Annotated in this window: 26 protein-coding genes; 13 read left to right on the top strand and 13 right to left on the bottom strand. The window is 69.4% G+C overall.

The window, feature by feature from the left end; translation table 11 throughout:
- The first annotated feature begins 26 nt into the window (after positions 1–26).
- Both OG219_RS21270 and OG219_RS21265 read left to right on the top strand, forming a co-directional pair.
- The gene (locus OG219_RS21270) at positions 27–1,256 is read left to right on the top strand and encodes an acyl-CoA dehydrogenase family protein (protein WP_266828785.1); all 1,230 of its coding nucleotides are present in this window, start codon (positions 27–29) and stop codon (positions 1,254–1,256) included.
- Positions 1,256–1,774, top strand: coding sequence for a nitroreductase family deazaflavin-dependent oxidoreductase (locus OG219_RS21265; protein WP_266828783.1), 519 nt, complete (start codon positions 1,256–1,258; stop codon positions 1,772–1,774). Before OG219_RS21270 ends, OG219_RS21265 begins: the two co-directional genes overlap by 1 nt.
- 106 nt (positions 1,775–1,880) lie before the next feature.
- Here the strand turns inward: OG219_RS21265 and OG219_RS21260 are convergent, their stop codons facing one another.
- A complete protein-coding gene (locus OG219_RS21260) occupies positions 1,881–2,528 on the bottom strand; it encodes a TetR family transcriptional regulator (RefSeq protein ID WP_266828781.1) in 648 nt (215 codons plus the stop codon).
- 193 nt (positions 2,529–2,721) lie between these two features.
- Here OG219_RS21260 and OG219_RS21255 point away from each other — a divergent pair, with 193 nt between their 5' ends.
- Both OG219_RS21255 and OG219_RS21250 read left to right on the top strand, forming a co-directional pair.
- The gene (locus OG219_RS21255) at positions 2,722–3,489 is read left to right on the top strand and encodes a VOC family protein (RefSeq protein ID WP_266828779.1); all 768 of its coding nucleotides are present in this window, start codon (positions 2,722–2,724) and stop codon (positions 3,487–3,489) included.
- A 264-nt stretch (positions 3,490–3,753) separates the two neighbouring features.
- Complete coding sequence (locus OG219_RS21250; protein ID WP_266828777.1) at positions 3,754–6,069, top strand: PQQ-binding-like beta-propeller repeat protein; 2,316 nt, start codon at positions 3,754–3,756, stop codon at positions 6,067–6,069.
- A 217-nt stretch (positions 6,070–6,286) separates the two neighbouring features.
- On the opposite strand, the gene OG219_RS21245 is transcribed toward OG219_RS21250, so the two are convergent.
- From OG219_RS21245 to OG219_RS21235, 3 genes are read right to left on the bottom strand one after another with little or no spacing between them, the layout of a single operon-like run.
- Complete coding sequence (locus OG219_RS21245; RefSeq protein WP_266828775.1) at positions 6,287–7,072, bottom strand: enoyl-CoA hydratase/isomerase family protein; 786 nt, start codon at positions 7,070–7,072, stop codon at positions 6,287–6,289.
- Positions 7,069–7,524 carry a Zn-ribbon domain-containing OB-fold protein gene (locus tag OG219_RS21240; RefSeq protein WP_266828773.1) on the bottom strand — a complete coding sequence of 152 codons (456 nt, stop codon included), beginning with the start codon at positions 7,522–7,524 and terminating at the stop codon, positions 7,069–7,071. The genes OG219_RS21245 and OG219_RS21240 overlap by 4 nt, the downstream gene beginning before the upstream one ends.
- Before the next feature lie 6 nt (positions 7,525–7,530).
- Positions 7,531–8,679, bottom strand: a complete 1,149-nt coding sequence (locus OG219_RS21235; protein WP_266828771.1) for a lipid-transfer protein — start codon at positions 8,677–8,679, stop codon at positions 7,531–7,533.
- 152 nt (positions 8,680–8,831) lie between these two features.
- Here OG219_RS21235 and OG219_RS21230 point away from each other — a divergent pair, with 152 nt between their 5' ends.
- Positions 8,832–10,430 carry a FadD3 family acyl-CoA ligase gene (locus OG219_RS21230; RefSeq protein ID WP_266828769.1) on the top strand — a complete coding sequence of 533 codons (1,599 nt, stop codon included), beginning with the start codon at positions 8,832–8,834 and terminating at the stop codon, positions 10,428–10,430.
- Between the two features lie 87 nt (positions 10,431–10,517).
- Positions 10,518–10,802 (top strand): type II toxin-antitoxin system Phd/YefM family antitoxin, encoded by a 285-nt coding sequence (locus OG219_RS21225; protein WP_266828767.1) that lies wholly within the window; start codon positions 10,518–10,520, stop codon positions 10,800–10,802.
- Between the two features lie 22 nt (positions 10,803–10,824).
- Here OG219_RS21225 and OG219_RS21220 read toward each other — a convergent pair whose 3' ends face one another.
- The 4 genes from OG219_RS21220 to OG219_RS21205 form a co-directional block, all read right to left on the bottom strand.
- The gene (locus OG219_RS21220; RefSeq protein WP_266828765.1) at positions 10,825–11,274 is read right to left on the bottom strand and encodes an endonuclease domain-containing protein; all 450 of its coding nucleotides are present in this window, start codon (positions 11,272–11,274) and stop codon (positions 10,825–10,827) included.
- A complete protein-coding gene (locus OG219_RS21215) occupies positions 11,271–11,690 on the bottom strand; it encodes a hypothetical protein (protein ID WP_266828763.1) in 420 nt (139 codons plus the stop codon). The genes OG219_RS21220 and OG219_RS21215 overlap by 4 nt, the downstream gene beginning before the upstream one ends.
- Before the next feature lie 312 nt (positions 11,691–12,002).
- Positions 12,003–12,221 (bottom strand): DUF397 domain-containing protein, encoded by a 219-nt coding sequence (locus OG219_RS21210; RefSeq protein WP_266828761.1) that lies wholly within the window; start codon positions 12,219–12,221, stop codon positions 12,003–12,005.
- On the bottom strand, positions 12,202–13,056 hold the full coding sequence (locus OG219_RS21205) for a helix-turn-helix transcriptional regulator (RefSeq protein ID WP_266828759.1): 855 nt from the start codon (positions 13,054–13,056) through the stop codon (positions 12,202–12,204). The genes OG219_RS21210 and OG219_RS21205 overlap by 20 nt, the downstream gene beginning before the upstream one ends.
- A 168-nt stretch (positions 13,057–13,224) precedes the next feature.
- Here OG219_RS21205 and OG219_RS21200 point away from each other — a divergent pair, with 168 nt between their 5' ends.
- Together OG219_RS21200 and OG219_RS21195 are read left to right on the top strand one after the other, a co-directional pair.
- A complete protein-coding gene (locus OG219_RS21200; protein WP_266836170.1) occupies positions 13,225–13,437 on the top strand; it encodes a hypothetical protein in 213 nt (70 codons plus the stop codon).
- Positions 13,434–13,808, top strand: coding sequence for an ATP-binding protein (locus OG219_RS21195; RefSeq protein ID WP_266828757.1), 375 nt, complete (start codon positions 13,434–13,436; stop codon positions 13,806–13,808). Before OG219_RS21200 ends, OG219_RS21195 begins: the two co-directional genes overlap by 4 nt.
- A gap of 256 nt (positions 13,809–14,064) precedes the next feature.
- Here OG219_RS21195 and OG219_RS21190 read toward each other — a convergent pair whose 3' ends face one another.
- The 3 genes from OG219_RS21190 to OG219_RS21180 form a co-directional block, all read right to left on the bottom strand.
- Complete coding sequence (locus tag OG219_RS21190) at positions 14,065–14,211, bottom strand: hypothetical protein (RefSeq protein WP_266828755.1); 147 nt, start codon at positions 14,209–14,211, stop codon at positions 14,065–14,067.
- Positions 14,212–14,403: 192 nt separating this feature from the next.
- Positions 14,404–14,628, bottom strand: coding sequence for a sigma-like protein (locus tag OG219_RS21185; protein ID WP_266828754.1), 225 nt, complete (start codon positions 14,626–14,628; stop codon positions 14,404–14,406).
- A 207-nt stretch (positions 14,629–14,835) separates the two neighbouring features.
- Complete coding sequence (locus OG219_RS21180; RefSeq protein ID WP_266828753.1) at positions 14,836–17,793, bottom strand: AfsR/SARP family transcriptional regulator; 2,958 nt, start codon at positions 17,791–17,793, stop codon at positions 14,836–14,838.
- Between the two features lie 201 nt (positions 17,794–17,994).
- Between OG219_RS21180 and OG219_RS21175 the strand changes: the two genes are divergently transcribed.
- From OG219_RS21175 to OG219_RS21165, 3 genes are all read left to right on the top strand, one after another.
- A complete protein-coding gene (locus tag OG219_RS21175) occupies positions 17,995–19,251 on the top strand; it encodes an amidohydrolase family protein (protein ID WP_266828751.1) in 1,257 nt (418 codons plus the stop codon).
- 26 nt (positions 19,252–19,277) lie between these two features.
- On the top strand, positions 19,278–20,189 hold the full coding sequence (locus tag OG219_RS21170) for an LLM class F420-dependent oxidoreductase (RefSeq protein ID WP_266828749.1): 912 nt from the start codon (positions 19,278–19,280) through the stop codon (positions 20,187–20,189).
- Positions 20,190–20,331: 142 nt separating this feature from the next.
- Positions 20,332–20,988, top strand: a complete 657-nt coding sequence (locus OG219_RS21165; RefSeq protein ID WP_266828747.1) for a response regulator transcription factor — start codon at positions 20,332–20,334, stop codon at positions 20,986–20,988.
- A gap of 41 nt (positions 20,989–21,029) precedes the next feature.
- Here OG219_RS21165 and OG219_RS21160 read toward each other — a convergent pair whose 3' ends face one another.
- Both OG219_RS21160 and OG219_RS21155 read right to left on the bottom strand, forming a co-directional pair.
- A complete protein-coding gene (locus OG219_RS21160; RefSeq protein WP_266828745.1) occupies positions 21,030–21,821 on the bottom strand; it encodes a hypothetical protein in 792 nt (263 codons plus the stop codon).
- A gap of 70 nt (positions 21,822–21,891) precedes the next feature.
- A complete protein-coding gene (locus OG219_RS21155; protein WP_266828743.1) occupies positions 21,892–22,626 on the bottom strand; it encodes a hypothetical protein in 735 nt (244 codons plus the stop codon).
- 195 nt (positions 22,627–22,821) lie between these two features.
- Here OG219_RS21155 and OG219_RS21150 point away from each other — a divergent pair, with 195 nt between their 5' ends.
- Positions 22,822–23,598, top strand: coding sequence for an SDR family NAD(P)-dependent oxidoreductase (locus OG219_RS21150; protein ID WP_266828741.1), 777 nt, complete (start codon positions 22,822–22,824; stop codon positions 23,596–23,598).
- 140 nt (positions 23,599–23,738) lie between these two features.
- On the top strand, positions 23,739–24,857 hold the full coding sequence (locus OG219_RS21145; RefSeq protein ID WP_323183288.1) for an LLM class flavin-dependent oxidoreductase: 1,119 nt from the start codon (positions 23,739–23,741) through the stop codon (positions 24,855–24,857).
- Positions 24,858–24,870: the final 13 nt, after the last annotated feature.

Genomic DNA, 24,870 nt, shown 5'->3' with positions numbered 1-24,870 from the left:
CTCCGTCAGATCCGGAGGAGCCCCCCATGGATGCCAGCTTCACCGCCGAACAGGACGAGATCCGCCGCACCTTGCGGGAGTTGCTGCTCAAGCGCTGCGGTCCGGAAGACCTGCGGGCGGCCGTGCTGACGCCCGCCGGGTACGACCCCGCGCTCTGGGAGGCGCTTGCGCGACAGCTCGGGCTGCCCGGGCTCGCCCTCCCCGAGGCGTACGGCGGTGTCGGCTGCTCGGCGACCGAACTGGCCCTCGCCTGCGAGGAGTCGGGCCGCTCGCTCGCTCCCTCTCCACTCCTGGCCACGGCCGTACTCGCGGCCCCGCTGGTGCTGGCCCTCGGCACCGTGACCCAGCGCGCCGAGCTGCTGCCCCGCCTCGCCTCCGGCGAGCTGACCGCCGCCCTCGCGGTGCCGGGCGCCGCGCTCGCGACGGCGCTCGGGCTGGTGGGCGACAACGGCGGCGACTGGGCAGGGGGAGGTCGCGCGGGTGGCGTACAGGCGCGACGGGTCGATGGCACGTGGCGTCTCTATGGGCAGGCGGCACAGGTGCTCGACGGACATAGTGCGGGGCTGCTTGTGGTGGCTGCGCACACAGGGGGGTTCGCACGGTCGCGGACACTGCTGTATCTCGTACGGGACGGGGGCGCAGGGCTCGTACGGGTGCGGCAGACGTCCCTGGACGAGACGCGGCCCCAGGCCCGGATCGAACTCCGTGATGTGGAGGCCGAGTTGCTGGGTGACGAGGACGCCGATGTGACCGGCGCGCTCGCCGGTGTCGGGGACATGGCCGCCGCCGTGCTCGCCACCGAGGCCGTGGGCGCCGCCGACCGGGCACTGGAGAGGACGGTCGAGTACGTGCGGCAGCGGGAGCAGTTCGGGCGGGCGATCGGGTCGTTCCAGGCGGTGAAGCACCGGCTGGCGGATGTGTACGTGGAGGTGCAGGCGGCGCGGTCGGCGGCGTACTACGCGGCTTGGGCGGCCGGTACCGGTACCGACGGAGGTGCCGGTGGTGAGCGGGTCGGCGGGCTCGCCCTCGCGCAGGCCCTGGAAGCGCTGCGCCGCGCGGCAGGGGAGGGGATCCAGCTGCACGGCGGCATCGGGTTCACCTGGGAACACGACGCCCACCTGTACTTCAAGCGGGCGGCGGGCGACGAATCGCTCTTCGGGCCGGTGCATCGGCTACGGGGGTACGCCGCCGAAGTGGCACGCCTGTTCGATTGTGATGATGGCGGCCATGGCGGTCGCGCGGAGGTGACCGTCTGATGGCCGCGCGCAGGGTTCCAGGGGTTCGGCTGGTGCAGAAGGTGTCCTCGACCCCGATGTTCGCGCGGATCGCGCCGCATCTCATCCCCGCCCTGGACCGGGTGGTGCACCGGCTGACGCGCGGCAAGGTGCTGCTCAGCGCGCAGATGCTGCCGGGGGTCGTCCTCACGGTGCGTGGCGCCAGGAGCGGGGTGGAGCGGCGTACGCCGTTGGCGTGCATGCCCGAGGACTCCACAGGCGCCGGAACCTCCGGAGGCGGTGCCGGTCCGGTGAGCTGGATCCTCATCGGCTCCAACTTCGGGCGGCGGGATCACCCCGCCTGGACCGCCAATCTCCGCGCGCATCCGGACGCTGAGATCAGCTGGAAGGGCGAGGACATCGCCGTAACCGCCCATCTCCTCGACGGGGAGGAGCGGGACGCGGCGTGGAAGGCGGCGGTGGCGTTCTGGCCGCCGTACGTCACGTATCAGGAGCGGGTCGACCGGGAGATCCGGCTGTTCCGGATCGTGCGGCGCTGAGCCGAGCCCCCCGCCCGCACCCTCCGCCCAAACAGCGCAGCAGGCGGCAGCCCGCATCGGTGGACTGCCGCCTGCATGACAGGAGTTGCAAAATAGGTGTGGGGTGCTACTTCGTCGGCTTCTTGCCGGTCACGCCGAGGTGCACCAACAGCGCCAGATTCGGCTTGAGTTCAGCCTGTTTGACGCCCCACGACTGGAACCCCTTCTGGTGCGAGGCCACCGCCGCGAGCATGGCGACGAGGGAACCGGCCATCGCCGCCGGGTTCACGTCCTTGTCGACCTTGCCCTTGGACTGGAGCTCGGTGACCGTGTCCGTAAGGGAGTTGTTCACGGAGTTCAGGATCTTCATACGGATTTTGTAGAACCGCTTGTCGCCCTCGGCGGCGCCCAGATCGACGACCCTGAGGATCGCGTCGTTCCGCCGCCAGAACTCCAGGAAGCCGTCGACGAGTTCCTGCGCGGTCTGCCAGCCGGCCTTGCCGACCCAGGAACGCCCGTCGAGCAGTTGGGTCAACTCGGCGCCCTCCGCGGCCATTTGCTCGGCGATCTCCAGGACGGCGCCTTCGACGTCCGGGAAGTACTGGTAGAAGGTCGCGGGTGAAGTGCCCGCCTTACGGGCGACATCAATGACTTTGACGTCACGGTAGGGCGAGGAGCTGAGCATCTCGCTGAGGCATTCCAGCAGCTTCTGCCGGGTCGCCTGCCCACGCCGCCCGGCCACGCGGCCGTCGACGGTACGTACTTGTCCTGTCATGCCGTCAGCTTACCGAGGGGTGATCGGAGCGCGATTCGGCCGACTGCAAATGGGGTGCGGCTGCTCATCACAGGGGTGCGTGTGCCTGTTCACACAGGGTGCGGGTCGCCCTTTCGCGCGGGGGCCCGTGTGCCCGTGCACAAAGGGATGCGCATGCTCTGCGGGATGCGTGAAGGCCCGTTAGCTTGGCCGCATGGCCGAATCCGCCGCTTTGCCCGAGGGACCCGCCGCTTTCCCCGAGGGCGTCCCCTGCTGGGTCGACGCGCAGCTCGCCGACGTCGCGGCGGGCAAGCGCTTCTACGGCGAGCTGTTCGGGTGGACCTTCGAAGGGGGCCACCACCCGGACGAACCCGGGGCTCGGGCGGTGGGGGCCGTGCGGGCGCACCGTGACGGTGAGCCGGTCGCCGCCCTGGTACCCAAGCGGGACGGCCGGATGCCCACCGTATGGACGGTGTACTTCGCGACGCCGGACGCCGCCGCGCTCGCCGACCGGATCAGGGCGGAGGGCGGCCAGGTGATCACCGCGCCGACGCCGGTGCGCGACTTCGGCACGAGGGCTCTCGCGGCCGATCCGGAGGGCGCCGTTTTCGGCCTCTGGCAGGCCGGCACCCACCCCGGCTTCGGCAAGCGGTACGAGCCGGGCACCTTCTGCTGGGCCGAGCTGTACGCCCGCGACATGGCGGCCGTCGACCAGTTCTACGGCACCCTCTTCCTGGAGGCGCTCTTCGGCGCCGACGCCTCCCCCGACTTCGGCCGGGCCCCGGTGTCCGACGTCTTCCCGGCCGAGATGCCGCCGCATTTCCTCGTCCACTTCGGCGTCGAGGACTGCGACGCCGTACTCGGGACGGTGAACCGGCTCGGCGGCCGTGTCCAGGCTGCACCCTTCGACACGTCGTACGGACGGGTGGCGGTGGTCACCGACAATCAGGGGGCGTCGTTCGCCGTACTTCAGCGGTCCTAGCCGTGGCGCGGCGGTTGTAATAGACGTGGAGCATCGGCTGTAGGCCGTTCCTGACCGGGTCCTGACCGGGCCATGGGCTGGCGGTGCCCGAAACGTGCGGTCATTTTGCCCCAGGACACCCCGATCCGCCCCCGGGTTCGCAACCATCGGCTCGGACAGGAAGAATCGGGGTGCGTGCCGCCATGGCGGTGCGGTGGTGAGACGCTGCACGGGGCCGCGTTCATTACGTGGATGACGTGGCTCGTACGGGGAGGTGGCAGGCAAGTGGTGGATCAGCTGACGCAGCACGATCCGCGTCGGATCGGGCCGTTCGAGGTGCTGGGGCGGCTGGGTGCCGGCGGCATGGGGCTGGTCTATCTCGCGCGCTCGGCTTCCGGCCGGCGGGTGGCGATCAAGACGGTCAGGACGGAGCTCGCCGAGGACCAACTGTTCCGGGTGCGCTTCTCGCGTGAGGTCGAGGCGGCCCGGGCCGTGTCCGGCTTCTACACGGCGGCCGTGGTCGACGCCGACGCGCGAGCTGCCGTGCCGTGGCTGGCCACCGCTTACGTGCCCGCGCCCTCGCTCGAAGAAATAGTGAATGAGTGCGGGCCGATGCCGGCCCAGGCGGTGCGCTGGCTCGCGGCGGGCGTGGCGGAGGCGCTGCAGTCCATCCACGGCGCCGGGCTCGTCCACCGCGACCTGAAGCCCTCGAACGTCCTGGTTGTCGAGGACGGACCGCGAGTGATCGACTTCGGTATCGCCTCTGGCGTCTCGAACACCCGTCTGACCATGACGAACGTCGCCGTCGGTACGCCCGCGTACATGTCGCCCGAGCAGGCGAAGGACTCGCGCAGCGTGACCGGCGCGAGTGACGTCTTCTCGCTCGGTTCGATGCTCGTCTTCGCCGCCACCGGCCACGCCCCCTTCCACGGTGCGAACCCCGTCGAGACGGTCTTCATGCTGCTCAGGGAGGGCCCCGACCTCGAAGGCCTGCCCGACGAGCTGCGCCCGCTCATCGAGTCCTGCATGCAGATGGAGGCGACCGGCCGCCCCAACCCCGCCGACCTCCAGGCCCAGCTGGCACCGCACCTCTTCGGCTCCGGATCCGACGACAGCGGTACGGCGTCGGCGTGGCTGCCCGAGCGCGCGGTGAGCCTGATCGAGGCGCGCCGCGGAGGCCGTCCGCCCGCGAAACCGTCGTCCGGCGGCCGTAGCGGGGGGCGCGGAGCGGTCCCGCCCCCGCCCTCGCACGCCCCCGTGCCCGTCGGGGCGCCCGACACGGGCCCCGTGCGCCTCGCGGGCGGCCAGGTGCCCATCGGCCCAGGTCCGCGCGTCGCCGACGCCCGCGCCGCCGCCGTCAAGGCACCCCCTCCGGAAGCGGGCCTCGCCGCATCCTGGTCCCGGCCGCGCGCCGGCGTGAACGGCGCGGACCCCGCGCCCGTCGCCGCGCCCCCCGCGCCGGACTCCCCGGCCGGCTGGCGGCCGTGGCGCTTCCGTATGTCGAACGACGTCTGGGGTACGCCCGCGGTCGCCGACGACCTCGTCTACGTCACCTCCTTCGAGGTGCACGCCCTGGACGTCGCGACGGGCCGGCGCCGTTTCAAGACGCGGGACGTGGCCTGGTCCATGTCGGTGGCGGACGGACGTATCCACGCCTCCGACGGCCCCACCCTCTTCGCCCTGAACGCCCGGGAGGGCGGTGACCTGTGGCGTCTGTCGACCGACGCCTGGGTGTACTCCCTCAAGGCCGACCGGGGCACCGTCGTCACCGGCACGCGCGGCGGCGGCGTACAGGCCTGGGAGGCCGCCAACGGCCACAAGCTGTGGGAGATCAGCGGCGCCCAGACCGACTTCGAGTCCCCGGAGGCCGGGCCCGCCGTCCACGACGGCACCGTGTACGTCTGGCAGGACGCCCGGCTGCGTGCCCTGGAGGCCCGTACCGGCGAGGAGCGCTGGTCCTATCCGATCGGTGACGCGGCCTCCTGCGGGGGTGTGCCGGTGCGGATCGCTTCGGCGCCCGACGGATACGTGTACGTCTCCGCGGGCACCCGGGTCCTCGCCATCGACGTGGCGAACGGGCACGTCCGCTGGCACTTCGAGGCCCCCGCGGTCTTCCTCTGCCCGCCCGCCTTCGCGCCCGGTCCCGCCGTCACCGGCGGTGGCGTCTACCTCGCCGACTACCTCGGCACCGTGTACGCCCTCGACGCCACCGACGGTCGCGACCGCTGGCGTATCGCGACCGAGTCCCGCGCCTCGATCGAGCCGGTCCTCGTCGCCGCCGGTCACGTCCACGTCGGCAGCGGCAAGGGTCTCTACACCCTCGACGCCGTCACCGGCACCCCCAAGTGGCGCTTCCAGGCGGGCGGCGACCTCGTCGGCGCCCCGGCCGTCGCCGACGGCCGCATCCACTTCGGTTCCACCGACCATCTGCTGTACACGCTGAAGTCGGACGACGGGCGGTTGCGGTGGAAGCTCGCCACCGGGGGTGAGATCACCGGGGCTCCGGTCGTGAAGGACGGGGTCGTGTACGCGTGCAGCAAGGACCGGTGCGTGTACGCGTTGGACGCGGAGAAGGGGACGGGGACGGCGAGGACGGTGTAGGGGTTTGTTCGCCCCCTCCGCCCCTACCCGTCCCTTGCTTCCTGGGGGCTGCCGCCCCCAGACCCCCGCTGTCGGCCTGAACGGCCTCGTCCTCAAACGCCGGACGGGCTGGAAATAGCCCCTCCGGCGTTTGAGGAGCGGGGTCTGGGGCGGAGCCCCAGGAACGGGACGGGTAGGGGCGGAGGGGGCGAAAAAACCCACCCCCAGCCCCCGCCCATCAGCGGGTCCTGAAAGCCGATCGCCGGGCGGTGAACAGGCTCGCCTGGTGTTCGTTCGGCAGGTTGCCGAGGGAGACGAGGTACGGGGCGTGGGCGAGGGCCTGGGTGCGGGCCACCTCCGTCGCCGACCACAGGGCACGCACGGTGCCCTGCACGGCCTCGGCCGGATACGAGGCGATGACGGCGGCGCACGACACGGCCGCCGCCAACGCCCCACCGGACGCGGTGAGTTCCGACACCAGCCCCACCTCGTACGCCCGCCGCGCGGACACCCGCTCGGCGGTCCCCATCAACGCCATCCGCGCCACCTCCCCGAACGGCATCCGCTGCGCCATGTAGATGGACTCGTACGCGCTGACCATGCCGTACGTGGTGTGCGGATCGAAGAAGGTAGCCGTCTCGTCCGCGACGACGAACTCCGACTCCCCCAGCAGATAGAAGGCACCCCCGCAGGCCATCCCGTTCACGGCGGCGATCACCGGCTTCCACAGGTCGTTGGCCTTCGGCCCGATCGCGACGAGCGGATCGTCCACCATGTAGGGGGAGTTGGGCTGCGGAACGTCGGCACCCCGATCGAGCCCCGTGGAGAAGGCCCGCTCACCCGCCCCGGTGATGACCAGGGCTCGTACGGAGTCGTCGAACCGGAACTCCCGCCACGCCGAGGCGAGTTCCGCCGCCAGTCCGAGATCGATGGCGTTGAGCTTCTCCGGCCGGTCGAGGGTGAGGACGGCGACCCCGGAGTCCTTGTCGACGCTGACGCGCAGACCACCGCCGCTGCCGCTCATGACCGCTCCAGAACCCACCGGGGCACGGACACCCCGGCGAGGTCGGTGACCTCGGTGAACACGGCCTGCACGCGCGCACCGATCCGAATCCGTTCCACTGCAACGGAGTTGAGCGGCGCGCCGGGCCCGCTCACCAGATTCCCCACGAGCCGTATCCGGGGGGCCTCCACGAGCTCAACTACGATCGCGTTGTACGGGGCCTGCGCGGCGTAGGCGGGAAGCAGCGGCGGATGCGGGACGACGTACGACCAGACCCGCCCCCTCCCGATCATCTTCCGCCACTCGCTGGCGAAGGAGTGGCAGTGCGGGCAGCAGGGTCGGGGCGGGAAGCGGAGTTCGCCGCAGTCGGCGCAGGCCTGGATCCGGAGTTCGCCCTGGGCGGCGTACTGCCAGAAGGGGGCGCCGTCGTCGTCGGGGACGGGGGAGAGGAGGGTGGTCTCGTCGTCGTTCATCGTCGGTCAACTCCTCAGGAGGAGAGCGGAAGTCGGGACACCTTCGCCGGCCGTGACCAGACAGGTGGCGGCGCCCGGCACCTGGGCGGTACTCGTGCCCCGCAACTGCTTCACTCCCTCATTGATGAGGTTGAAGCCGTGCACGTACGCCTCGGAGAGACCGCCTCCCCCCGTGTTCATCGGCAGCCGCCCCCCGATCTCCAGCGCCCCGCCCTCCGTGAACCCCGCGCCCTCGCCCTTCCCGCAGAAGCCGTACCCCTCCAGGGAGAGCGGTATCAGGGGCGTGAACGCGTCGTAGATCTGCGCGACGTCCACGTCCTCCGGCGTGAAGTCGGCGTGTTTCCACAGGTGTCGGGCGGCGGTCCAGGCGGGCCCTGTGAGGGGGTCGTCGTTCCAGTAGTTGACCATGCCGTGGTGCTGGGCGGGCAGGCCCTGGGCGGCGGAGTGGACGTACACGGGCCGCCGCCGGCAGTCGCGTGCCCGCTCGGCGGAGACGACGACGCACGCCAACGCCCCATCCGTTTCGAGGCAGTTGTCGAAGAGGCAGAGGGGTTCGCTGATCCAGCGGGAGGTCATGTACATCTCGCGGGTGAGGGGCCGCTCGTACATGATCGCGGCCGGGTTCTGGTTGGCGCGGTTGCGGCAGGCGAGGGCGACGTTGAAGAGGTGGTCGCGGGTCGCGCCGTACTCGTGCATGTAGCGGCGCGCGAGCATGCCGATCTCGTCGGCCGGCCTGAGCAGCCCGAAGGGGCGGGTCCACTGGGCGGGGGTGGGGAGTTGGACGGTGGTGTTCTTCCACGGGCGGGGACCGGAACCCCGCTTCCGTGACCGCCAGGCGACGCCGACCGTGGCCTGCCCGGTGGCGACCGCGGCGGCGAGATGCGCGACGGTGGCGCACGAACCCCCGCCGCCGTACCCGACCTTGCTGAAGAAGCTGAGGTCACCGAACCCGACGGCCTTCGCCACCTCCACCTCGTCCGTCTCCTCCATCGTGTAGGAGGCGAGCCCGTCGACCTCCGCGGGCGCGATCCCGGCGTCGTCGAGGGCGGCGAGGATCGCACGACAGGCCAAGGTCTTCTCGGACTCGGGGAGTTGCTTGGCGAAGTCGGTCTGGCCGATCCCGACGATAGCCGTGGCGTCCTTGATCCCCGGCATCGTCCTGGGGGTGGCCCTTTTCGTTGCTCTTGTCGCGGTCCTTGCCATGTGCGCGCACCTCCGCACGGAGTCCCGACTGCTGACAGGGCGTCAGGCTACAGCTAATCTGACGGTCAGTCAGCTAGTGGGTTTCGGGTGCAGGGAGGCGTGAGATGCGCGGAGACCTGGAGTGGGGCAGCATCCCGGGACTGGTCCGGTCGGCGGCCGAACGGTACGCCGACGTCGAGGCGGTCGTCGACGGACGTACGCGCATCTCGTACGAGGAGCTGGGCGCCCGCGTCGAACGCGCGGCCGCGGCCTGTCTCGCGAGCGGGGTGCGGATGGGCGACCGGGTGGCCATCTGGGCTCCGAACACCCTCGACTGGATCGTCTCCGCCCTGGGCGCGGTGTCGGCGGGGGCCGTCCTGGTCCCGCTGAACACGCGCTTCAAGGGGACGGAGGCGGCGTACGTACTGGCCCGCAGCCGGGCCCGGCTGCTGTTCGTGACGGGCACTTTCCTCGGCACCTCGTACGTGGCCTCGCTGCGGCGGGCCGCGGGGGAGGGGGAGGGCGCGGGCCCGCTCCCCGGCCTCCCGCACCTCGAACAGGTGGTCGTGCTCTCGGACGACGCCCCCGCCGACTTCCGTACCTGGAAGGACTTCCTCGCGGGCGGGGAGGGGGTGGGAGCGGCCGAGGTACGGGAGCGCGAGGCCGCCCTCTCCGGGGCCTCCCCCTCCGACATCGTCTTCACGTCCGGGACGACGGGCCGTCCGAAGGGCGCGGTGATCACCCACGCGCAGACGCTTCGCGCGTATGCCGTGTGGAGCGAACTGTCGGGCCTGCGCGAGGGCGACCGCTACCTGATCGTGAACCCCTTCTTCCACACCTTCGGCTACAAGGCCGGGATCATCGCCTGCCTGATGCGCGGCGCGACGATGGTCCCGCAGCCGGTGTTCAACGTCGACACGGTCCTCGCCAATGTCGCCTCGGAACGAATATCGGTCCTCCCTGGCCCCCCGACCCTCCACCAGTCCCTGCTGGACCACCCCTCCCGCGACGCGCACGACCTCTCCGCCCTCCGGCTCGTCGTGACGGGCGCGGCCGTGGTCCCCCTCCGCCTCGTGGAACGCCTGAAGTCGGAGCTGAAGATCGAGACCGTCCTGACCGCGTACGGGCTGTCCGAGGCGAGCGGCATCGTCACGATGTGCCGCCGGGGAGACGCCCCGACGGTGATCGCCTCCACCTCGGGGCGGGCGATCCCGGACACCGAGGTACGGGTGGTCGGGCCGACTGGGGCGCCTCTTGAGCCGGGTTCCCCCGGGGAGATCCTGGTCCGCGGCTTCAACGTCATGCAGGGCTACTTCGAGGACGCGGAGGCGACGGCCGCCGTTCTGGGAACGGACGGCTGGCTGCGGACGGGGGACGTGGGGGTGATCGACGGCGCCGGCAACCTCCGCATCACCGACCGCATCAAGGACATGTTCATCGTGGGCGGCTTCAACGCGTACCCCGCCGAGATAGAGCAGCTGCTGGGGCTGCATCCGGACGTTGCCGATGTGGCGGTGATCGGGGTTCCGGACGGGCGGCTGGGGGAGGTGGGTAAGGCGTATGTGGTCCGCCGGCGGGGTTCTGTGGTCACCGGGGACGACCTGGTCGCCTGGTCGCGGCGCGAGATGGCGAACTACAAGGTGCCGCGGGTGGTGGAGTTCGTGGGGGAGCTGCCTCGGAATGCGAGTGGGAAGGTGGTGAAGGGGGAGTTGCGGGGGCGGTGAGGGGTTATACGGGCCAGGGGGTGACCTGGGGCGAGACTTTTCAGCATGCCTCACAGAGGGTGTGGAACGCGTAATACGGTCCTGGCCATGGGCAGTCACAGGGAAATCCCGCTCCGGGATCTCAGCCGGCAGGCCTCGCGGGTCATGGCCCGGGTCGAGGCGGGGGAGACCGTCACCATCACCAAGGACGGCGTGCCGATAGGGGACATTGTTCCCCACGGTTTGCGTGACGGGGTTCGTACGGGGCGGCCCGTGTACGCCTTCAGGACCGACCCGATGGGGCTGCTGGACCTCCCCGACCTTGGTGGACCGGCTATTGGTGACGACGCGATCAACGACACGTTGCGAGGGATGGGCGCAGGCGGCGACTGAGCCCATGCCGAGCAAGGGGAAGCTATGTTTCCGTGCTTCCTGAGCCGGGGAACGCGCGGATCTCGGGGAGCGTGCCGAGCTTGATGAGGGCGGCGTGGATCTCCTCGATGACTTGGGCGGGGCGTCCGAAGACGTCCGCCGCGGTGTATCGGAGGAGGAGACGGACCTCCGGGCACTGGAGGACCTGGTTGTAGCGGGCGATGTCCCGGTGGTGGGACTCGCGGGTGCCGTGATAGGCGTGTCCCTCGATCTCGACGGCCAGACCTTCGGCCCGGAAGAGGAAGTCCAGGAGGCAACGGCGGCCGCCGGGGGTGAGGAGTTCGGCCTGGGGCTCCGGACGGAGGCCCGCGTCGTGCATGCGCAGACGTGCCATTGTCTCTGCGGGTGAGCCGGCGTACGGGTCGGCGAGCTTCAGCCGACGGCGGGCCCTGGCTGCCCCGAGCAGAGGAGCTTCCAACGCGGCTGCGATCACGTCGCGAGTGTGAGTGGTGCGCGGCGGATTCCGTCGACCCTGCGCCAGGTGAGGGCCGACTCTGTGGCGACGAGCGCGTCGTCCCTCGGCCCGGCTCGCAGCAGATCCGCGAGCGTGCGGCCGATACCCGTGATCCGCAGGCTCCCTAGCTCCACCACATCGCCCCGCGTGAGGGGCAGCCGGTACACGCGCACTCCTTTGCCCTCCCGCCGGATGGACAGACTCGGGTCGCAGAACTCCAGGGCTGTTTCTTGCGCCGCCCCCTGTGGAGTCGTCCCCCGTGCCGTCGTCCTCTGCGTCGCTCCTTGGGGCAGGTTCAGCACCTCGATTCCCCACAGCGCGGCCGCCGAACGATGGCTGATCACGAGCTGCGGTTTGAGTAGCTGCATGGCGCGGAGCCGGGTGGAAAGATCCACGCTTCGCCCCGGCTCGGCCCAGGCCCCGGCCCGAACCCGGGTCCACCCCTCCGCCCCAAGCTTCCGGAAGAGACTCTGCCTAGGCCACCCACCCTCAAGAGCACGCGAGACAAGCAAAACCCCGTCATCAACAATCCCACCCAACGCCACCCGCTCCACACCTCCACTCTCCCGCATCACCCCCACCCCCACTCGCCCCTGTGGATAACTGAGGCCGGGCCGGGTGTTGAGGGGATTGGCAGATGTGTCCCAGGGGTGGGATGCGCCACCAGGCGTTTTCGCGACGGTAGGTGGGACGAATCTGCCAATCGTCTACGCGTGGCTTGTGGGGTGGTGTTTCAGGGTTGAGAGGAAAGGGGTCCAGGCTGTGGCCGAGAAGAGGAGTACGGGGCCCGTCTGGGACTTGGAGTCGCGGACGGGGATTACTCCGGGGAGGCCGGGGGCGACCTCGACGCAGTTTCCGCCGTCGCCGTTGCTGTAGCTGCTCTTCCTCCAGCGCGCGGTGTTCAAGTCAAAGTCGGTGCTGGCCATTTCGGTAGTCCTCAGCCGCTTGCTCGATCAGGGTGAGGGACGCCTCTGGCGGCAGTGCGGCGGCCCTGAGCCGATCGTATGCCTTGCGGTACTGCTTCACGAGGGCCGGATCGTCGACGGTATCGCCGCTGTAGGACGACTCCGTGTAGACCAGTGGCGGGGCGTCGGGGAAGGCCAAGACCGTAATGGCACCGAGCATCAGGGGATGCGCCCCGCAATTCCACGGAAGAATCTGTGGCGTGATCCGGCGTCGACGGGCCAACGAGGCGATGTGATCGAGCTGCTCGGCCATCTCCGCCGACGGGAGGATGGGGAGCCGGAGCAGGGACTCGTGCAGGACCGCCCAGTACTCGGGTGTCGTGTGGTCGCCCTCGAGGAGGTGAGCGCGCGCGAGCCGGGCGTAGACCTTCGTGTCCGTCTTCTCCTGCGGTTCCAGGGGATGTGAGGACCGGACGACGGCGTGGGCGTACGCCTCGGTCTGGAGGAGCCCGGGGATGAGGGTGGGGCACCACTCCTCGATGACCTCGGCGTGCTTCTCGGCCTCCAGGACTTTCTCGAAGTACCAGGCGTGACCTGCCCTGCGGGCCTTGCGGACGTCCTCGCAGCGGCGCCCGAAGAAGCCGTCGGTCTTGAGGACTTGGTCCACGTGCTCTGCCAGGTCGCGCGGCATGCGACGCTCCCCGCGCTCGATCTCGCTGAGGTGACTCTGGCCGTAGAAGCTCCCCTCGACCAATTGCTGAAGGGTGAGTCCGGACTCCTCCCGCTTCCACCGCAACTCCTTGCCGTAGAAGGTAGGGACGCTTTCCGAGCCGTCGATGTCCTTACGCCGAACCATGGCTTTCCGCCCATTCCACAACTGCCGTGCCCAGTTCCACAGTTCGCGCCAGGGAGCCCAAACCCCTTTTACGGTACGCAACTTCACGTCACCGTGTGACTGGTTCATCACGGAACGTACGGACGCACGCACCGGAGGCGTATCCCATGCAAGACCCCCAACCCGCCGATCCCCCCCACCGCCGACGACGTGGAACGCCGCGTGGACGAACTCCGCGCCGCCCTCGCCGCCCACGGCATCACGCTCCCCTCTCTGCGCGTGGACCTGCCGAGCTTCGCGGGTACGTATCCGTCTCCGGCGGGACTGGTCGCACTCGGCAACTGCAGCACGGCCACCGCGCTCACGCTCACCGCGGTGCTCCGGAAGGCGGCCGAACGGTGAACGCGCCGCCGCATCTTGAGCTCGACCTGCTCGCCTTCCCCAAGGCCGTTCCCGACCTGCGTCGTACCGTGCGCCAGTACCTGGACGCGCCTTGTGTCGATGTTCAGCTGTGCGTCACCGAGCTGGTCGGCAACGTCATCCGGCACCTGGGGGAGGGCACGCCGGTCCGCGTACGGGTGGTGCGTGCGGAAGGCCGGACGCGGGTCGAGGTCGCCGATCCCGACCCGCGAGCCCTTCCCGTCCTCGTGTGCGCCACGGGCGACGACGAGTCCGGGCGAGGCCTGGCGCTGCTCGACGCGGTGGCGCTGCGGTGGGGCGTGGAGCAGGGGGCTGCCGGCAAGATGGTGTGGTGTGAGCTGGAGGAGGCGTAGGGGTGCGCTTTTGCTGTCGCGTCTCATCGCGCTGTTTGCCCGCCCCTACTAACGCGCGGCGGAGAGGCACTGACTCCAGCGCGCAGCCGTTTGGCGCTGGAGGGGGTGGAGCCGGGGCCTGCGGTCATTCACGGCGTCCCTGCTGCCGGGGGACCGGGCGGCTGGTTGCGGGAATAGAGAGGCCTTGCGCCGGTGGGGCTGGAGGCGGCGATGGGGCCGAGCTTGTTCGGCTCGGCCCCATCGGGGAGTGGCTGAGTTACGGGGCGTGGTTGTCCAGCGGGGCCACGACGGTGTCCTGCGGGCTCACGGGTGCGTGGTTGTCGGCCAGTGCCGGGCTCGCGGCGGCGGCGGTGGCGCCGAGCACCAGGGCGATGGTGGCGACGATCTTCTTGGTACGGGTCATTCCAGCTCCTGTGGGAGAGGGGACTGCCGGACACCAAGTGACGCTAGCGGCAGGGGGGGCGATTGTTCGAGGGGCTCGAACGGTTCCCGCCATGGATTGGCTTGAACCTCTGCTGGGCGTGTCCTGGACATGCCTCGGCCGCGGTGGCTCCCCCTCCGCGCCACCGCGGCCGATCCCCGTCGAGATGAAGGTCTACTTGTTGTCCAGGTCCAGCGCTGGCGGGGCGGGTGAGTGGCTGTCAAGTGTGGTGATGTCGCTCGGCGGTGCGGGCGAGTGACTGTCGAGTGTGGTGATGGTGTCGTCGCTCGGCGGAGCGGGTGAGTGACTGTCCAGCGTGGTGATCTCTTCATCGCTGGGCGGGGCAGGCGAGTGGCTGTCCTGCGTGGTGAGGTCCTGGTCCTTCTTGGCGTCACTCATGGTTGAGAACTCCTGTGGAATTGACGGTCCGCGGGTCGGGAACGCCCGTTCAGCAACTCCCCCGAGGGCTGCCGAACGGGCGTTCTGTGAGGCCGTCCACCTTATCCGTGGGGCCCGTGTGATCCGTCTGCCCCCCGACGCGACGGATCGATGGGATGAGACTGGCAGGACCTCATAAACGTTCGATGAACGACGTCCAGCTTCGCTTCAGGCAGCTGCGAGGGGCGTCAACAGGGCCCGTACAGAATCGGCTTCAGGTGCGGATGTGCTTTCGTAAATCGCCAGTGCTTCACGCCAGCAGGCACGAGCCCGATCGGATTGGCCGAGCGCCTCCAGCGACCTGCCCAGGAGTGTGAGTGCGTTGGCGCGCATCCAGTCGCCGCCGATGCATCCTGTCGCAAGTGCCTGCTCCGCGTGCTGTGCTGCCTGCGCAGGGCGACGCGCCAGAAGGTGCACCTGGGCGATGCGGAAGTGCGTGGTGCCCTCCCAAAGACGCTGACGGTTCTCCGCGAAGATTCGCACCGCCTCGGCGAGCTCGCCCATGGCCTCGGAGAGCCGCCCGGACTGCGTAAGGGCGATGCCCAACGCGTACCGGGCATTCGCCAGGCGAACGGTCAGGCCCAACTCGTCGTAGATGCGGGTCCCTTCCCGCGCCAGCTCGACGGCGCGTGACAGATTCCCCATTGGAGCGAGAACCCGGGAGAGGTTGCACAGCGCGCTGGCCTCGCCAGGGCGGTTGCCGTCAGCGCGAAAGGCGTCGATGGCCTTGAGCAAATGAGCTTCGCCATCGGCATAGCGGTTGGTGCAATTGGCGATGATCCCCAGCTCGTTCGGGGCGTTGCTGCTGGTCCATGGGTCATTGGCTCTCAAACCAAGTGCCGTCGCTCGCAGGGCTTCCGCCTCGGCGGTGTCGAAACGCCCCGCGTTGCTGTGCACCTGGGTGAGAGTGACCCGGGCACGCCCCTCGGCATGAGCGTCACCCGCGGCTTGAGAAGCCTTGCAGGCTGCCAAGGTGGCCCCTTCGTACCTGCGTGAACTCGCACCCGACTCGGCCAGGTCCTTGGCGGCCAGCAATAGGTCCACCGCCCGACGTAGCGTCGGTCCTTGGAGCGACTGGTGGGCGCAGGCCAACAAGCAGTCGGCCTCTGTATGCAGCCAGTCCAAGGCTTCGGCATCATTGATGAACTCTCGGCCCGGATACCGGGTTTCCTCCAGGTGCGAGACTGTTCGATCCCCCGGACGCTCAGTCGCATAAACTTCCGCAGCCGTAGCCAGGTAGAAGTCCAGCAGTCTCGACATGGCCGCATCCCGCTCACTCGGCGGTTGTTCATCCCTCTCCGCACAAGCACGCGCGTAGAGCCGCACCAGGTCGTGATACCGGTACCGACCAGGCGCCGCCGACTCCACCAACGACGTGTCGACGAGGGACTCCAGCATGTCCTCCGTCTCCTCCACCGGAAGATCCAGCACGGCCGCAGCAGCAGCCAGCGAGATATCCGGCCCATCCGCCAGCCCCAACAACCGGAACGCCCGAGCCTGCGCCGGCTCCAACTGCCCGTACCCCAGCTCGAAAGTCGCCTTGACCGCGAGGTCGCCCGCCTGGAGCTCATCCAACCGCCGCCGCTCGTCCCCGAGCTTCGCCGCCAGCACGGACACCGTCCACGTACGCCGGGCGGCCAGCCGCGACGCGGCGATGCGGATCGCGAGCGGCAGGAATCCGCAAGCCGCCACCACATCCAGCGCGGCCTCGCGTTCGGACTCCACCCGCTCCCGCCCCACGATCTTCGTGAAGAGCTGGAGGGCCTCCTCGGGGGACATCACGTCCAGGTCCACGAGATGCGCGCCCGCGAGGTCCACCATCCGCACTCGGGAGGTGACGAGGGCCGCGCAGCCCTCCGTCCCGGGGAGCAGTGGACGCACCTGGGCGGCATCCCGGGCGTTGTCCAGCAGGACCAGTACCCGTCGCCCGTCCAGTGTCGAGCGGTAGAGCGCCGAGCGCTCCTCCAGGGAGTCCGGGATGGCGGAGTCCAGTGTCCCCAGCGCTCGCAGGAACGCCCCGAGTACCGTCTCCGGCTCGGCAGCCCGCGACCCCGCGCCCTGCAGGTCCACGTACAACTGCCCATCGGGGAAGGCGCCCCGAGCCTGATGGGCCACGTGCACGGCCAGGGTGGTCTTCCCCACGCCGCCGATCCCCGCAAGCGCCGAGACGGCCATGACCCGGCCCTCGCCTTCGTTGGAGGAGGCGGAGGCGAGGACCTCGCTCAGCTCGTTGACGAAGGAGACGCGGCCGGTGAAGTCGGTGACCGTGGCGGGGAGTTGGTGGGGGCGGACCGGTGCCGTCGCGGGCTCCGCCGCCGGAGCGGAGGGTTCCGCGAGCCCCGGGTCCGCCTGGAGGATGCGCTGCTGGAGTTCCTTCAGACCCGCCCGGGGGTCCACGCCCAGTTCGTCGGCCAGCAGGCGCCGCGTGTCCGCGTACACGGCCAGGGCCTCCGCCTGCCGCCCGCTCCGGTACAGCGCGAGCATCAGCAGCTCGCGCAGGCGCTCCCGGAGCGGATGCGCGGCGGTGAGTGCGGTCAGCTCCGACACGGCCTCCGCGTGGCAGCCCTGTTCGAGGTCCATGTCGAGGCGGGATTCCAGGAGTTGAAGCCGCAGCTCGTCCAGCCGCGCACGCTGGGTGTCCGCGAACGGACCCGGCACGCTCGCCAGCGGCTCCCCTTCCCACAGGCTCAGCGCGCGCCGCAGTACCTCACGGGCGTGGCAGAGATCCCCGGCGCTGCGGGCCTTCTCGGCGTCGGCCGCGAGTTCCTGGGCCTGCGTGAGGTCGAGCGTGCCGCCCGTGCCGGACAGCCGGATCGCGTAGCCGCCGGCCTCGCCGACCAGGATCTCGGGGCCCAGCGTCTTCTTCAGCCGTGAGGCGTACGTCCGTACCGTGGCCAGGGCCTGGGCCGGGGGCTCGTCGCCCCACAGGGCGTCGATCAGCTCCGAGGCGGTGGCCGTACGGCCTTCGCGGAGCAACAGGGCCGCCAGCATGGCGCGTTGCTGCGGGGACCCCGCCGGAAGGAGATCCTCCCCGCGCCAGGCGCGCACCGGACCGAGCACGCTGAAGCGCAGAGTCGCCGATTCCTCGCGACGCCACTGCTCCGGTACTCGCGGCACACCGTCCATCGCTGCCCCCTGCCGAACTGTCAACACTAGGAAGCCAGTTTGCCTTGTTCATGGCGGATGCGTCAGCTTCGGGAGACGTCGATCACAGGCCGCCGTGCCAAGCCCCGCAGGCTCTCACAATGCCCACACGTAGCCCCCGCAATCCAGCAGTCTCTCACCAGGGAGCTGACGGACCGTCAGATCAGCGCTACCGTAAAAGACATGGAGACCCTCCCGACCTTTCCGAAGATCATCTCGGTGGACGACCACACGGTGGAGCCCCCCGACGTCTGGCGGGACCGGCTCCCGTCCAAGTACCAGGACCGAGGCCCTCGCATCCTCCGCGCACCGCTGCGGGAGATGACGTTCCTCGGCGGCAAGTTCGCGCCCGTCATGGGCAATCCGGGCGACGACGGGCCGATCGGGGACTGGTGGGTGTACGAAGACCTCCACCGGCCCCTCACCCGTCTCGACACCGCCGTCGGGTACGACAGGGACGAGATCAAGCTCGAGGTCATCACGTACGAGCAGATGCGGCCCGGTTCGTACGACGTGCCGCTGCGTCTCGCCGACATGGACGTCAACCATGTCCAGTCCGCGCTCTGCTTCCCGACCTTCCCCCGCTTCTGCGGACAGACCTTCACCGAGGCCAAGGACCGTGAGCTGGCCCTGCTGTGCGTGCGGGCCTACAACGACTGGATGGTGGACGAGTGGTGCGGGCCGCTGGCCGCGGGACGCCTGATACCACTGACCCTCATCCCCCTCTGGGATCCCCGGCTCGCCGCGGCGGAAGTGCGCCGCAACGCCGCCCGTGGCGTACGTGCCGTGGCCTTCTCCGAGATCCCGCCCCACCTCGGACTGCCCTCCATCCACACCGACGAGTGGGACCCCTTCCTCGCCGCCTGCGACGAGACCGGCACGGTCATCGCCATGCACATCGGGTCCAGCAGCAAGATGCCCTCGACGTCCGCCGACGCCCCGCCGGCCGTCGGCTCCACCATCACCTTCGCCAACTGCTGCTTCTCGATGGTGGACTGGCTGATGAGCGGGAAGTTCGAGCGCTTCCCGAATCTCAAAGTCATGTACGCGGAGGGGCAGATCGGGTGGATCCCCTACATCCTCGAGCGCGCCGATGTGGTCTGGGAGGAGAACCGCGGGTGGGGCGGCGTCGCCGACAAGGTCCACCGGCCGCCGTCCGAACTCTTCACCGAGCACGTGTACGGCTGCTTCTTCGACGACGCCTTCGGGCTCAGGAACCTCGATGACATCGGGGTGGGCAACGTCCTGTACGAGACCGACTACCCGCACTCCGACTCGACCTGGCCGAAGTCCAGGGAGGTCGGCGAGGCCCAGATGGGTCACCTCGACGCGGACGTGGTCGACCGGATCGTACGGGGGAACGCGATCCAGCTCCTCGGGCTCACGGAGGACGGGTTGTGGGCCGGTCCGGGCGGTGCGCGTTCTGGTGGTGCACGTTGAGCACGGGCGGGTCTCTGCTGTACGGGATGCAGCTCCCGATCCAGTCGCAGAGCACCATCTACGCCGAGCCGTGGGAGGCGGGCGCGGGCCCCGGCGACCTCGTCGAGATCGCCCGCGCCGCCGACCGCTCCGGGTTCGCGTATGTCGCGAGCTGCGACCACGTCGCCATCCCGCGCCGGCTCGCGAGCGCCATGAGCACCGTCTGGTACGACCCCGTCGCCACCCTCGCCCACCTGGCGGCCGTGACCGAGCGCGTACGGCTGCTCAGTCATGTCGCGATCGTCGGGCTGCGGCATCCGCTGATCACCGCCAAGCAGTACGCGACCCTCGACCATCTGAGCGGGGGGCGGCTGATCCTCGGCGTCGGGGCCGGGCACGTACAGGAGGAGTTCGAGGTGCTCGGGGTGGACTTCGAGCGGCGGGGGGCGGTCCTCGACGAGTCCATCGACGCCCTCAGGGCCGCGCTCGGGCCGGATGAATTCCCCGTACATCACGGCAAGTTGTACGACTTCGAGGGGCTCGGACAACTGCCCAGGCCCGCGCAGGAGCGGGTGCCCGTCTGGGTCGGCGGGTCCTCGCCCGCCGCCGTGCGCCGGGCCGCGCAGCGCGGCGACGGGTGGCTGCCGCAGGGTGATCCGCGCGACCGGCTGCCCGAGCAGATCGACCGGCTGAAGCGCCTGCGGGAACAGGCGGGCGTCGAGGAGCCCCTCACCATCGGTGCCATCACCGAGACGCTGTACGTCGGTGAGCCCGGCTGGGATGTCGGGCGGCGCACGTTGCACGGGGCGCCCGAGGAGCTCGCCGAGTCGCTGCGGGCGTACCGCGCGATGGGCGTGCACCAGATACAGGTGCGGTTCCGCAGTCGCAGCCGCACCGAACTCACCGATCAGATGGCCGCGTTCGGCACGGAGGTGGGACCGCTGCTGGGGGAGGCGTAGGCCGACCGGTGAACCGGCGGGAGCCGTGGGCCGACCTGTCAGACAGCCCGGCATTTCTTTCTTGAACCTTTGAACATGTCCACGCCGAGTCTCGTATGTACGGACGTACGGACGTTATGGCTCCGGCGGAAGGACCCCAGAAGTGCGATCCTCCCAACGACTCTTAGTCGCCCTGGCCTCCGCCGGGGGCACCTGGCCGCACGACGACTGGCCGGCCCCTGACGATCCGTACGTGGGCCGGGTGCTGCCCGTCTCCCCGCCCTACCGAGGGCTGCGGGAGACCGAGGCGGACGTCGTCGTGCTGCACTGCGAGGATCCGGGGGCTTCCTTTCCGGGGCTGCTGGAGGCTCTCCGTGCCCGGAGTGTGCCGGTGCTCGTGGTGAGTCCACGGCAGGACACCGAAGCGGTGGTCGAGGCGTTCCGGGAAGGGGCGGGCTATCTGGTCGAGGGCGACCACTGCGAACAGATGTTGTCCTCGGCGGTCATGGCGGCCAAGGTCGGGCACACCTACCTCTCGCCGTCCGCGTGCGCCGCCCTGCGGGAGGGGGCCCGGCGGATGCCCGCGACCGGTGACGGTGGCGCGACGGGGCGGCTGCGGGGCCTGCTCTCGCCGCGCGAGAAGCAGATCATGGAGCTGCTGTCGACCGGCCTGTGCGCGCAGGAGATCGGGCTGCGGCTGCGGCTGAGCGAGAAGACCGTCCGCAACAACCTCAGCAACATCTACGCCAAGCTGGATGCCAGGGGCGGCACGGACGCGGTCCTGCGGTGGCTGGGAGCCACGCCCGTGCTTCGCACCTGAGAACGGATCGGACCTCTTGCCGCCGCTCCCCTTCTACGGGATCAGGGGGCTGGAATCTCCGTCAGCGGGATTTCCACGTCGCTGACGTTGCCGCCGCCCTCACCGAATCCGGGTTCTGTCCGGATGCTGTTCCCCGAGTTCTGGATTCCGGATGCCTCGGCGGTTCCGCATTTCACGTTGCGCAGCCACAGTCGCCCGTCGGGAGTTCCGTTCTTCAGGATCTGCGGATAGAAGACGTGCACGGTCGCGCCGCCCTCGCTCGGGGAGAAGAACACCGTCTGGCCGTCCTGCGCCTCCTTGTACGTGGCCTTGAGGAATCCGCTCACGTCGGTGCGTTTGTGGGACCACATGAAGAAGGCGATGCTGTCCGCCTGCACGGTGTCCGTCCGGGTGAACTCCAGGCCGGTCGCCGTGACGTCACGCGAGATGTTGTATTCCGTGGTGCTGAACTTCGCGCCGATCTCGAAGAACGAGTTCCCCAGTTTCGAGTCCGCCGAGGCGCTGAATCCGTCCTCCAGCTCAATGGTTCTGGTGACGCTCGCGCTCACGCTGAAGGACTTCGACGCGGTGCCCGTCGAACCGCAGTTGTCGGTCACCGCGGAAACGCGCTCGTTGGGTCCGAGGCTGTCGGCCTTGAACTGGACGTCGACGAACTCACAGTTCTCCAGCTTGTCGGAGTCCGCGGCGCAGTCGGCGGTCACCTCGGAGGGGGTGGCGGCACCCGCCTGGTTCATCAACGGGACGATCACCGCGAGCGCCGCCACGGGGGCCAGGGCGAGGGTGATGCGCTTCTTCTTGCTCCGGTGGCTTCTCGTGCGGCTGGTCCCGGTCATTGGTGTCTCCTGTGTGGTGTACGAGTGTTGACCTGCGGCTTCAGTGCGTTCGTGCGGGTCGGTCGGAGGCTCAGCAGTCCTCCAGGACCGCCTTGGAGGTGCCGTCCGCCACACCGGGAGCGCCCGCGGCGCCCGGCAGGATGACGGGTCCCTCGACGACTTCCGGAGCCACGAAGTTCTGCTCGGGGGAGGGGTTCACGGCGAAGCTGCCGGGATCGGCGTCGATACGCACCCGCCATTCGCCGGTCATGCGCTGGATCTTCGGCGTGAACTCCATGTGGAGCACCTTGCCGACCGGTACCTCCCGCTGTTCCGTGTCGCCCGCCGTCGCGGACTTCACGGTCATGTCCAGGGTTCCCTTGTGCTTGACCCAGGACCCGCTCAGGAATCCGAAGAGGCCACCGCCGGCGCCCTGTTGGGTGGAGGTGTACTTGCCCTGTCCCTGGGCGGCCGTCGCCGACCAGGTGATGGAGACCGTGGCCGGTTCGGTGGCGTTCGGCTCGCAGTTCGGGAAATCGATGGACGACTTCTCGGTGGGGCCGTCGAAGGTCTCGAAGTTCGTCTCGACGTAGTCGCAGTTGTCGGCCTGGAAACCGTCCGCGAAGGCGCCCCCGAAATCCTCCACCGACCGTTCGTCGCCGTTGACCACAGCGGACCTTTCGCACATGGTCATGATCTGATCGGGCGTTTTCGCGTCGGCCGCGTTCGCCGACGGTAGCAGGGCGACGACCACTCCGCCGGTGGCCAGTGCCGCGCCGACCGCGACGAAGCGGATCTTCTTGTTCTTCAGTCTCCTCTTGGCCATGTCTGCTCCATCCTTGGGGGTGGCTTTACCTCGCCGTGAAGGATTATTGGGTTTCACGGAGGATGCGGACAGAGTCAAATGTCCCTACTTGCCGGTCACTTGGTATGTGCTGATGCAACGCCCCGACCGGTATCTGACGTGTAGTCAGATATGGCGGTACGATGCTGAACTCCATCGATGCCAAAGGGGGCCCGCATGGGCACGCTCGACGGACGTGTCGTCCTGATCACCGGAGCGGCGCGCGGTCAGGGGGAGCAGGAGGCCCGGCTGTTCCGGGCGGAAGGGGCCGACGTCGTGGTCGCCGACGTCCTCGACGATCAGGGCGAGGATCTCGCCAAGGATCTCGGCGCGCTGTACGTCCATCTCGACGTGGGCCGCGAAGCCGACTGGACGGCCGCGGTCGCCGCCGCGAAGGAGGCGTACGGGAAGGTCGACGGGCTGGTCAACAACGCGGGCATCCTGCGGTTCAACACCCTCGTGGACACCCCGCTCGACGAGTTCATGCAGGTCGTGCAGGTCAATCAGGTCGGCTGCTTCCTCGGAATCAAGGCGGTGGCCGGGGAGTTGGCGCAGGCCGGCGGCGGCACGATCGTCAACACCGCCTCGTACACGGCGGTGACGGGCATGGCGGCGGTGGGCGCGTACGCGGCGAGCAAGCACGCGATCCTGGGGCTCACCCGGGTCGCCGCACTGGAGCTGGCGCCCAAGGGGATACGGGTGAACGCCATGTGTCCCGGGGCGATCGACACGGCCATGAGCAACCCGGCGCAGCTCGATCCGAACGCCGACACCGAGGAGATGGCGCGGGCCATCGACGGCCTCTACCGCAAGCTCGTGCCGCTCGGGCGGATCGGCAGGCCCGAGGAGGTGGCGCGGCTCGCGCTCTTCCTCACCGGTGAGGACTCCTCGTACATCACCGGGCAGCCGTTCGTGATCGACGGCGGCTGGCTCGCGGGCGTCAGCGTCTTCTGACCTCCGACTCCCCGATGACCCCTGTTTCTGACTGAACGTCAACTATTGACGCTCAAGGGGCTCGGTGGAACAGTCGACTGAGTGGATCTGACGGTTCGTCAGATCGCTTCGGAAGAGACTCTTGGGGACGGTGAACCTCCTTGGAATTCGGGCTCTTTGTACAGGGATACGTGGGTAAGCGGGCCGAGACCGACCCGCTCGCGGAGCACAAGGCGCTGATGGAGGAGACCGAGTACGTCATCCAGGCGGACAAGTCCGGCTTCAAGTACGCCTGGGCGTCCGAGCACCACTTCCTGGAGGAGTACTCGCACCTCTCGGCCAACGACGTCTTCCTCGGCTACCTCGCGCACGCCACCGAGCGCATCCACCTCGGCTCCGGGATCTTCAACCCGCTCGCCCAGGTCAACCACCCGGTGAAGGTCGCCGAGAAGGTCGCCATGCTCGACCATCTCACCGAGAACCGCTTCGAGTTCGGCAGCGGGCGCGGTGCGGGAAGCCACGAGATCCTCGGCTTCCTTCCGGGCATCACGGACATGAACTACACCAAGGAGATCTGGGAAGAGACCATCGCCGAGTTCCCGAAGATGTGGCTCCAGGACGAGTACGTCGGGTTCCAGGGCAAGCACTGGCAGCTCCCGCCGCGCAAGGTGCTGCCCAAGCCGTACGGGAAGTCGCACCCCGCGATGTGGTACGCCGCCGGGTCGCCGCCCTCGTACGCGATGGCCGCCCGCAAGGGGCTCGGGGTGCTCGGGTTCAGCGTGCAGAAGGTCTCCGACATGGAGTGGGTCCTGGAGCAGTACAAGACGGCGGTCGTCGACGCGCAGCCGATCGGGGACTTCGTCAACGACAACGTGATGGTGACGACGACCGCGATCTGCGCGCCGACGCACGAGGAGGCGATACGGATCGCGGTCAGCGGCGGGCTGCACTACCTCCCCTCCCTCGTCTTCCGCTACCACGACACCTTCCCGCGGCCCGAGGGCTTCCCCGTGTGGCCCGAGACGCTCCCCGAGTACAACGAGGAGTTCGTCGAACTCCTCATCGAGGAGGAGCTGTTGATCTGCGGTGACCCGGACGAGGTGCTCACCCAGTGCAAGCGGTGGGAGCAGGCGGGCGCCGACCAGCTCTCCTTCGGCCTGCCGGTCGGGGTCGCGCGCGATTACACGCTGCAGACGATCAAGCTGATCGGCGAGCACGTGATTCCGAAGATCGACACGGATCCGGTGCACCGGACGACCCGGTTCCGTCAAACCGTCTAGGGGGTTCCTCCTC

The sequence above is a fragment of the Streptomyces sp. NBC_00038 genome (genome assembly GCF_026343635.1).
Classification (GTDB): domain Bacteria; phylum Actinomycetota; class Actinomycetes; order Streptomycetales; family Streptomycetaceae; genus Streptomyces.
This window is presented reverse-complemented; position numbering and strand designations above follow the sequence as displayed.